Raw genomic sequence first — 8,669 nt, forward strand, 5'->3', positions numbered from 1 at the left:
TTCGGAAACAACTGCTACGCCCTTCTCCAAAAGACGCCTTGGCCAAGATCAACTGCGCGCTTGATCGGGCTCAAAGTCGGCGCGGCGGCGCAGCTTTAGGCTGTCTCTTAGAAAAGGAGACCGCCATGTGGCCAGGAACGATGCTGCTGCTGCGCGAGTTCGCTCGGCGTCCCACGCTCGACCATCCTGAACTTGTCGACCCCGGGCTAGGGCCTTGGGGCCTGGGTCTGGCGACGATGACGTCCGTGTCGTCCATCGCGCCCCCCGTGGTCGACCGCTGGGCCAAGCCGGCGCGGCCCCGTCCGCGGTTGCAACCGGCCGACCTGCGGCTGGTCCGCTGACGCCGGCCGCACTTCCCCAACCGGCCTGTCGCCCGGCCGTCACCCGAGAGAGTTTCGAAGCATGGACTTTTCACTGACCGAGCGGCAGGCGCAGTGGCGCGACCGCGTGCGCGCCTTCATCGACCAGCACATTGTTCCCGCCATCCCGCAGCACCAGGCCCAGACCCGCAAAGAAGGCGCCGAGCGTTGGCAGGTCATCCCGATCGTCGAGGAGCTGAAGGCGCGGGCCTATGCGGAAGGGCTGTGGAACCTGTTTCTTCCGCCGTCCGAGCATGACGACGGCGAGTTCCACGGGGCGGGCCTCAGCAATCTGGAATATGCGCTCTGCGCCGAGGAGATGGGCCGCATCGGCTTCGCCTCGGAGGTTTTCAACTGCTCGGCGCCCGACACCGGCAACATGGAGGTCCTGCACCGCTACGGTTCGGCCGATCAGAAGGCGCAATGGCTGGCGCCGCTGATGGCCGGGGAAATCCGCTCGGCCTTCCTGATGACCGAGCCGGACGTCGCCTCGTCCGACGCCACCAATATCGAGACGCGGATCGTGCGCGAGGGCGACAGCTACGTCATCAATGGCCGCAAGTGGTGGTCGTCGGGCGTGGGCGACCCGCGCTGCAAGATCGCCATCGTGATGGGCAAGACCGATCCGGACGCCGCGCGTCACGCCCAGCAGTCCCAGATCCTGGTGCCGCTGGATACGCCCGGCGTCCATGTCGAGCGGATGTTGCCGGTCTTCGGCTACGACGACGCGCCGCACGGCCACGCCGAGGTCGTGCTGCGGAACGTGCGCGTGCCGGCCGCCAACCTGATCCTCGGCGAAGGGCGGGGCTTCGAGATCGCCCAGGGCCGTCTGGGGCCCGGCCGGATTCACCACTGCATGCGCACTTTGGGCGTCGCCGAAGTCGCGCTGGAGAAGATGACCGATCGTCTGCTCTCGCGCATCGCATTCGGCAAGCGCCTGGCCGACCAGTCGGTCTGGGAGCAGCGCATCGCTGAGGCGCGGCTCGATATCGAGATGACCCGGCTGATGTGCCTGAAGGCCGCGGACATGATGGACCGCCACGGCGCCAAGGCCGCCCAGCTCGAAATCGCCCTCATCAAGGTCGCCGCACCGCGAACCGCGCTCAAGGTCCTGGACGATGCGATGCAGGCCCATGGCGGCGGCGGGATGTCCGAGGACTTCGGTCTGGCGCGCGCCTATGCGGGCGTCCGCTCCCTGCGCATCGCCGACGGTCCCGACGAGGTCCACAAGCGGGCCATCGCCCGCCTGGAGATCGGCCGTCATGGGGAACGGGTCCGCGCCTGGCGCGAGGGCGTCTCCCATCCCGTCGAGTCGGCGTCGTCTTAGGGGCGTTTTGGGCCGGGGCGTCGGGCCCCGGCCATGTCCGCCGCGGGGCGCGGTTGACCAATGACAAACGGCCGCTTGACGCGGATCAAAGATGACGCCGGCGTCATCTTTTACGGTTCTCTCGCGCCGGAACACCGGCGAGGGAGGATGAAACCATGCTGCAAGTGCACGAAGTCGCCGGCCCGCCGACCGAGGTTCAGGTCTTCGACGATGACGAGATCGCCGCCCGCCTGACGGACCGCGATGTCGAGACCATCCGCGAGATTTTCCAGACCCCGCTGACCGGCTCGTACAATTGGGACTACGAGACCGCCAACACCAAGATCCGGCGGCTGTACGAACTGGGCAAGCGCTTCAACTGGAACGTCGAGTTCGACATCGACTGGTCTCAGCCGCGCCCGGCTCCGGGCCAGGCGCGCGCCGCCGAGCCGGAAGGTTTCGCCGCCCATCCGAAGTTCAAGGCCCTGTCGCCCGAGCAGCAGGCCGAGTTCGGCCGCCGCAGCCTGGCCCAGACCCTGTCGCAATTCCTGCACGGAGAGCAGGGCGCCCTGATGGTCGCCTCCCAACTGGTCAGTTGCGCTCCGACTCACGACGCGAAGCTCTACGCCGCCTCGCAGACCTTCGATGAGGCGCGGCACGTGGAAGTGTTCCATCGCTACCTGATGGAGCGCTGCAGGATGATCTATCCGATCAATCCCAGCCTGAAGTTCCTGCTCGACAAGGTGCTGACCGATCCGCGCTGGGACCTGAAGTTCATCGGCATGCAGATCCTAATCGAAGGCCTGGCCCTGGCCGCGTTCCAGACCATTCATTCGACTACGGACGATCCGCTGCTGCGCGACGTGGTCGGACTGGTGATGCGCGACGAGGGGCGGCACGTGGCCTTCGGCGTCAACTATCTGGAGGACTGGATCCGCGCCCTGCCGGAAGATCAGATCGAGGAGCGCGCCCAGTTCGCCTACGAGGCCTGCGTGGTCATGCGCAATCGGCTGGTCTCCACCACTGTCGCCGAGGAGTTCGGCTTCACCCACGAAGAGGCGGTGGAGATCAACAACGCCGCCCAGGGCGGCCAGGCGTTCCGGACCTTCCTGTTCGAGCGCATGATCCCGAACCTGAAGCGCGTCGGCCTGCTGACCGACAAGATCCGGCCGAAGTTCGAGGAACTGGGCGTGCTCCAGTTCGAGAACCTCAAGCACGATGGCATGATCGACTGGTCGGCGCTCGAAAAGCCGCTCGATCTCAAGTCCCAGGCGGCCTGATCGCCGGATCCTTGCGAAGGGCCGCAGGCTGCTCGGCGTCTGCGGCCCTTCTGCTTGACATAGGGCAAGGCCCCGCCGTCGCCGCCGTCTTATCGAGGGGCGTGGAGATCGGTTCGGCCATCATGGCGCGTCCGCTCCCCGTAACTGCGGAGTTCCCGGCGATGAAATTCGGAATCGATGAAGCCCTGCCGTTCTATCCGCTGAACATCGCCATCCTGACCATCTCCGACAGCCGCACCGTCCAGACCGACACCTCCGGCGCCCTGCTTGCCGAACGTGCGACCCACGCCGGCCACAAGGTCTCGGACCGGGCCATCGTCCCCGACCAGGTCGACGCGATCCGCGGTCAGGTGCTGGCTTGGGCGGTGAGCCCGGCCACCGACGTCATCATCACCACCGGCGGCACCGGCTTTTCGCCGCGCGACGTCACGCCGGAGGCGGTGCGGCCGCTGCTGGACCGTGAAATGGACGGGTTTTCGGTGGTCTTCCACCAGGCCAGCTCCGGCACCGTCGGGGTCTCCACCCTTCAGTCGCGCGCCCTGGCCGGGCAGATCGGCGACAGGTTCATCTTCTGCGTGCCGGGCTCGACCGGCGCCTGCCGCGACGCCTGGGACCTGGTGCTGGCTATGGAGCTCGACAGCCGCTTCCGGCCCTGTTCGCTGGTCGGGCAGGTTCCGCGCTACCGGGGCGTCTGCGCATGATGGCCTTCGACGACGCGCTCGAGGCGGTCCTGGCCATGGCCCGGCCGCTGGGCGCCGAACACGTGGACCTGGCGCATGCCGAGGGCCGGGTCCTCGCCCGGCCGTTGGTCGCCCGCGCGGCGTCTCCGGCGACGGACGTCTCGGCGATGGACGGCTATGCGGCCCTCGACGCCGACCTCCAGGTTCCGGGCGCGGCCCTGACGCTGGCCGGCGAGGCGCGGCCCGGTTCGGCCCCCTCCGACGCTCTTGCTCCGGGTCTGTGCCTGCGGGTGTTCACCGGCGCGCCGGCGCCCCTGGGCGCGAGCCGCGTCGTCCTCCAGGAGGAGGTGCGGCGTGAGGGCGATGTGGTGATCTTCCCCGCCGCCTGCCCCCAGCGCAGCCATGTCCGCAAGGCCGGCTCGGACTTCGCCGCCGGCGACGTCCTGCTGGAGGCGGGCGCAGTGCTGGACGCGCCGCGCATGGTGGCCCTGGCCGCCGCCGATCTCGCCGAGGTCGAGGTCTATCGCCGGCCCCGCATCCGGCTCATCGCCACCGGTGACGAGATCCGTGCGCCGGGTTCGGGGGGCGGCGGCATACCCGACAGCCTGTCCTTCGGCGTTGCGGCCCTCGTGCGCCAATGGGGCGGTGAAGTGGTCGGTCGGGCGCGGCATGTCGACGATCTTGGCGATCTCGAACGGGCGGCGGCCGAGGCTCTGGCGGACGCCGACATCGTCGTGGTCAGCGGCGGCGCCTCGGTCGGCGACCACGATCTGGCGCGCGCCATGTTCGCCGCGCACGGCCTGGAACTCGTGGTCGACAAGGTCGCCATCAAGCCGGGCAAGCCGGTCTGGTTCGGGCGCTGCCATGGAAAGCTGATCGCCGGCCTGCCGGGAAATCCGACCTCGGCCATGGTGACCGCGCGGCTGCTGCTGGCGCCGCTGGTCGCGGCCGCCGCGGGCCGGGGCGGCGCGTCGGCCTCGCGCTGGGATTGGGAACGTCTCGCCGCCGACCTGCCCTCTTGTGGCGAGCGGGAAACCTATGTCCGGGTCGCCCGCGCCGAAGGCGGCGTCGCGCCGCTCGCCAACCAGGATTCCGCCTCCCAGGCGATGCTCGGCCGCAGCGACGGTCTCGTTCGACGGAGGCCGGGCGAGCCGGTTCTGCGCGCGGGCGAGTTCGTGCGGATGCTCGCGTTCTGAAGCCGTCGTCGTCTTGATGGAGATCAAGCTCTCCGCCGCATCGGACCGCTAGGCTGGACGTCATCGCCCAGGAGCGTTTCGCCAAGAAAGACCCGCCGGATGAACAAGCTGGTCGACGGCTTCGGCCGCCGCTTCACCTACCTGCGCCTTTCGGTCACCGAGGCCTGCAACTTCCGCTGCACCTACTGCCTGCCGAACGGCTATCGCAGGACCGAGCGCGTGGAGTTCCTGACCGTCGAGGAGATCGGGCGGCTGGTGGAGGGCTTTGCGCGCCTGGGGGTGCGCAAGGTGCGGCTGACCGGCGGCGAGCCGACCGTGCGCCGCGACATCGGCGACATCATCGCCCGCGTGGCGGCCGTGCCGGGGATCGAGACGGTCGCCATGACCACCAACGGCTGGAACCTGGCGCGTCGCGTCGCCGACTGGCGCGCCCAGGGCCTGACCAACCTGAACGTCAGCCTGGACTCCCTCGATCGCGAGACCTTCCACGCCACGACCGGCCACGATCGGCTGCCGGCGGTGCTGGAGGGCCTGGACGCCGCGCTGGCGCTTGGCCTGCGCTCGGTCAAGCTGAACGCGGTGCTGCTAAAAGACACCGCCGGGCCAGGCTTGGCAGCCTTCGCGGATTTCGTGCGCGAGCGCCCGGTGGCGGTGCGTTTCATCGAGCTCATGCGAACCGCCGACAATCCCGACTACTTCGCCGCCAACCATGTCGGCGGCGCCGTGGTGCGCGACTGGCTGGCTCAGGAAGGCTGGACGCCCAAGCCGCGCGAACGCGATGACGGCCCGGCCGTCGAGTACGTCCATCCGGGTCATGCCGGCCGGTTCGGGCTGATCGCCCCCTATGCTGCGGGGTTCTGCGATAGCTGCAACCGCCTGCGCGTCACCGCCCGAGGCAATCTGCGCCTGTGCCTATTCGGGAACGGCGGCGTGGACCTGCGCGACCTGCTGGGTCCTGGGCAGGCGCAGGCGCTGGACGAGCGCATCCAGACCTCGCTGTTCGGCAAGACTGCGGGCCATCGCCTCAACCTCGGCGAGCCGGGCGACACCCGCAACCTGTCGCAGTTCGGCGGCTAACCCCGGGCGCGCATGAGCTGGGCCGAGGGCCACAGCTCGCGCTCGGCCTTGCCGACCACGGTTCCATCCAGCGGCATGTGGTTGTCGATCAGCGGCGAAGGTTTGGCCAGCCTGCGGATCAGGCCCGGCCGCCCCAGGGTGACGGACGGCCCGTTCACCACCACGCCGTAGTCGGACAGGTTGGCGAAGGCGCGCGAGAGGTTCTCTGGCGTCATGCCGAGCAGCGCCGCCAGCACCCGCTTCTCGTGCGGCAGGGTGAAGGTCTCCCGCCCGCCCTGGTGGGCCTGTTGCGAGAGCAGATAGTTGGCCAGGCGCTCGGCCCCGCCGCGCAGCTTCTGGTTCTTGATGGTGCGGACCAGGCCCCGGTAGCAGCCGGAAAGCTCCTGGGCGACGGCCATGGCGAACAGCGGGTCGGTCCGCGCCGCGCGCCTCAGCGCCTCGCCGGGCAGCATCAGGATGGTGGAGGCCTCCAGGGTCTCGGCGCCCATCAGGGCGTCCGCATCCAGGATGACGGCGGCCAGGATGAAGGTCGAGACCGGCCGCAGCACCGCCAGCGTGGTCTCCTTGTCGTTCCAAGTCCCGCTCAGTTCGACGATGCCGTCGAGCAGGATGTAGAGGAAGTCGACGGGGTCGCCCTCGGTGAGCAAGGTCGCGCCAGCGCGGAACCGCTGCAGGAAGGCGCTGGCGGTCAGTTGGCCGAAGGTCTCGTCGCTCGCGTCCGCAAAGAGCGGCAGGGACCGAATCTGCTCCAGGTCGTGGGCTCTCAAGGGCATCGGGAAGTCCTCAATCGATATCCCGAGTGTCGAGCCCCGCCGAAGGCCCGGCGTTGACATGCGTCAAGCTACAGCGACGGTTCGCCTCCGGAACAATACGTGGTTGCGCCGCCGACCCTTACCTGCGCCCGCGCTCGGGACGCTCGAGATTGGCCATTTCCGGCAGGGCTGGCAACTGGCCGAGTTCGGGGGTCTTGGCGCGCTCCATCCGGCGGATGGCCAGGTGCATCCAGGCCAGGGCCGTGGCGACCAGGGCGAACAGCAGCATGAAGCAGCTCGTCCAGATGTGGGTGAGGTCGTTCATCATCCCGAAGGCGAGGGGCAGGACGAACCCGCCCAGACCGCCGATCATTCCGACCAGCCCGCCGACCGCGCCGATCTCCTGCGGGTAATAGACCGGGATGTGCTTGAAGACCGCGGCCATGCCCAGGCTCATGAAGAAGCCCAGGATCACCAGGACGGTCATGAACACCGGCAGCGGCGTTGCGATGCGGAAGGCGATCGGCCCGTCGATGCCGTCGACCACGTAGCTGGTGGCCGGATAGGAGAGCACGAAGGCGCCCACCACGGCCGCGCCGAAGGCTGCGTACATGACCGACCGCGCCCCGATCCTGTCGGACAGCCAGCCTCCGAAGATGCGGAATCCCGCCGCCGAGAGGGAGAACGCCGCGGCGAGCACGCCGGCGACCTTGATGTCGACCTGATAAACGCCGACCAGATAGCGCGGCAGCCACAGGGCCAGCGCCACGAACGCCCCGTAGTGGAAGAAATAGTAGAGCGAGAACCGCCACACCTGCAGCCGCTTCAGCGGCGCGAACTGCGCCAGCAGCGACGGCGGCGGCGTCTTGGCCGCGCGCCGCTGGGCCAGTTGCGGTTCGTCCTTGCTGATGAAGAAGAACGCCAGCCCGGCCAGGATCAGGGCCACGGCCCAGATCCGCGCGACGGTCGGCCAGCCCATGGCGGTCATCACGAACGGCGCGCCGAAATTGGTGACCGCCGCCCCGACGTTGCCGGCGCCGTAGATCCCAAGGACCGCCCCTTGCCGCTGCGGCGGATAGAACTTGGAGACATAGGCGACCCCGGCCGCGAACGCGCCGCCGGCCAGGCCGAGGCCCAGTGCGGCGAGGAGCATGTGCGCGTAGGTGGTGGCGTAGGAAAGGCCGATCGCCGAAACGCCGGCCGTCAGCATGATCACCAGCTTGACCAGCCGTCCGCCGAAGCGGTCGGCCAGCACGCCCAGCGCCACGCGGCTGAGCGATCCGGTCAGGATCGGCGTGCCGGCCAGCAGGCCGAACTGGGTGTCGGACAGGCCGAGGTCCTGCTTGATCCGTACACCGATGATCGAGAAGATCGTCCATACGGCGATGCAGGCCGCAAAGGCCAGGGTGCTCATCCAGAGCGCCCGTGACGCTGTTCCGTCCGTTGCGCGATCAGAAACGCTCACGTCAGTCCCCCTGCGGTCAGCTTCGCATATCCGGTTTCAAGGGACCCCCTTCAGGGGCCATGCGCGCAGTAAGCGTGGCGCTTGCGCCGTTGCATTTGACATCCGGCAAGTGGAGGTCGCCGCGACCGTTCGGCTTGATCCGCATCAAGTGAGTCGCCGCGCTCGCCGCCTACGGTCTGTCTGCGGTCGCGCGGCCGCCCTTCGGTGCAAGCCCTCTCGTCACGGATTTTGCGGCATGAGCCATACTCTCGACCGTCTCGCCTTTTTCACCCGCAAGACCGAGCTGTTCTCAGGCGGCCATGGCGTGATGAACGATGAGGACCGGAGCTGGGAGGAGGCCTACCGCTCGCGCTGGCGCCACGACAAGATCGTGCGCTCCACCCATGGGGTGAACTGCACCGGCTCCTGTTCGTGGAAGATCTACGTCAAGGGCGGGATCGTGACCTGGGAGACCCAGCAGACCGACTATCCCCGCACCCGCCCCGAACTGCCCAATCACGAACCGCGCGGCTGCGCGCGCGGCGCCAGCTATAGCTGGTACCTCTATTCGGCCA

Annotated in this window: 9 protein-coding genes; 7 read left to right on the top strand and 2 right to left on the bottom strand. The window is 68.6% G+C overall.

Going from position 1 to position 8,669, the window contains the following annotated elements; translation table 11 throughout:
* Nucleotides 1-125: 125 nt before the first annotated feature.
* From ACE3TL_RS08485 to moaA, 6 genes are all read left to right on the top strand, one after another.
* Nucleotides 126-341: a hypothetical protein gene (locus tag ACE3TL_RS08485; RefSeq protein WP_374578278.1), complete on the top strand. Its 216-nt coding sequence runs from the start codon at nucleotides 126-128 to the stop codon at nucleotides 339-341.
* Between the two features lie 61 nt (nucleotides 342-402).
* Nucleotides 403-1,686 (top strand): acyl-CoA dehydrogenase family protein, encoded by a 1,284-nt coding sequence (locus ACE3TL_RS08490; RefSeq protein ID WP_374578279.1) that lies wholly within the window; start codon nucleotides 403-405, stop codon nucleotides 1,684-1,686.
* Between the two features lie 155 nt (nucleotides 1,687-1,841).
* Nucleotides 1,842-2,945 carry a ferritin-like domain-containing protein gene (locus tag ACE3TL_RS08495; protein WP_374578280.1) on the top strand — a complete coding sequence of 368 codons (1,104 nt, stop codon included), beginning with the start codon at nucleotides 1,842-1,844 and terminating at the stop codon, nucleotides 2,943-2,945.
* A 161-nt stretch (nucleotides 2,946-3,106) separates the two neighbouring features.
* Nucleotides 3,107-3,646, top strand: coding sequence for a molybdenum cofactor synthesis domain-containing protein (locus tag ACE3TL_RS08500; RefSeq protein WP_374578281.1), 540 nt, complete (start codon nucleotides 3,107-3,109; stop codon nucleotides 3,644-3,646).
* Entirely contained in the window at nucleotides 3,643-4,821 is a 1,179-nt protein-coding gene (locus ACE3TL_RS08505; protein WP_374578282.1) for a molybdopterin molybdotransferase MoeA, read from the top strand. The genes ACE3TL_RS08500 and ACE3TL_RS08505 overlap by 4 nt, the downstream gene beginning before the upstream one ends.
* 99 nt (nucleotides 4,822-4,920) lie before the next feature.
* A complete protein-coding gene (gene moaA / locus ACE3TL_RS08510; protein ID WP_374578283.1) occupies nucleotides 4,921-5,898 on the top strand; it encodes a GTP 3',8-cyclase MoaA in 978 nt (325 codons plus the stop codon).
* Here moaA and ACE3TL_RS08515 read toward each other — a convergent pair.
* Together ACE3TL_RS08515 and ACE3TL_RS08520 are read right to left on the bottom strand one after the other, a co-directional pair.
* Nucleotides 5,895-6,671, bottom strand: coding sequence for a cyclic nucleotide-binding domain-containing protein (locus ACE3TL_RS08515; RefSeq protein WP_374578284.1), 777 nt, complete (start codon nucleotides 6,669-6,671; stop codon nucleotides 5,895-5,897). The two genes, moaA and ACE3TL_RS08515, sit on opposite strands and share 4 nt — an antisense overlap.
* 118 nt (nucleotides 6,672-6,789) lie before the next feature.
* A complete protein-coding gene (locus tag ACE3TL_RS08520) occupies nucleotides 6,790-8,064 on the bottom strand; it encodes a nitrate/nitrite transporter (protein ID WP_374578285.1) in 1,275 nt (424 codons plus the stop codon).
* A 286-nt stretch (nucleotides 8,065-8,350) separates the two neighbouring features.
* On the opposite strand from ACE3TL_RS08520, the gene ACE3TL_RS08525 reads away from it, so the two are divergent.
* Nucleotides 8,351-8,669: hypothetical protein (locus ACE3TL_RS08525; RefSeq protein WP_374578286.1), on the top strand; the 319-nt coding region annotated here is incomplete at its 3' end.

Origin of the sequence: Phenylobacterium sp. (assembly GCF_041920015.1) — a bacterium.
Taxonomy (GTDB): domain Bacteria; phylum Pseudomonadota; class Alphaproteobacteria; order Caulobacterales; family Caulobacteraceae; genus Phenylobacterium.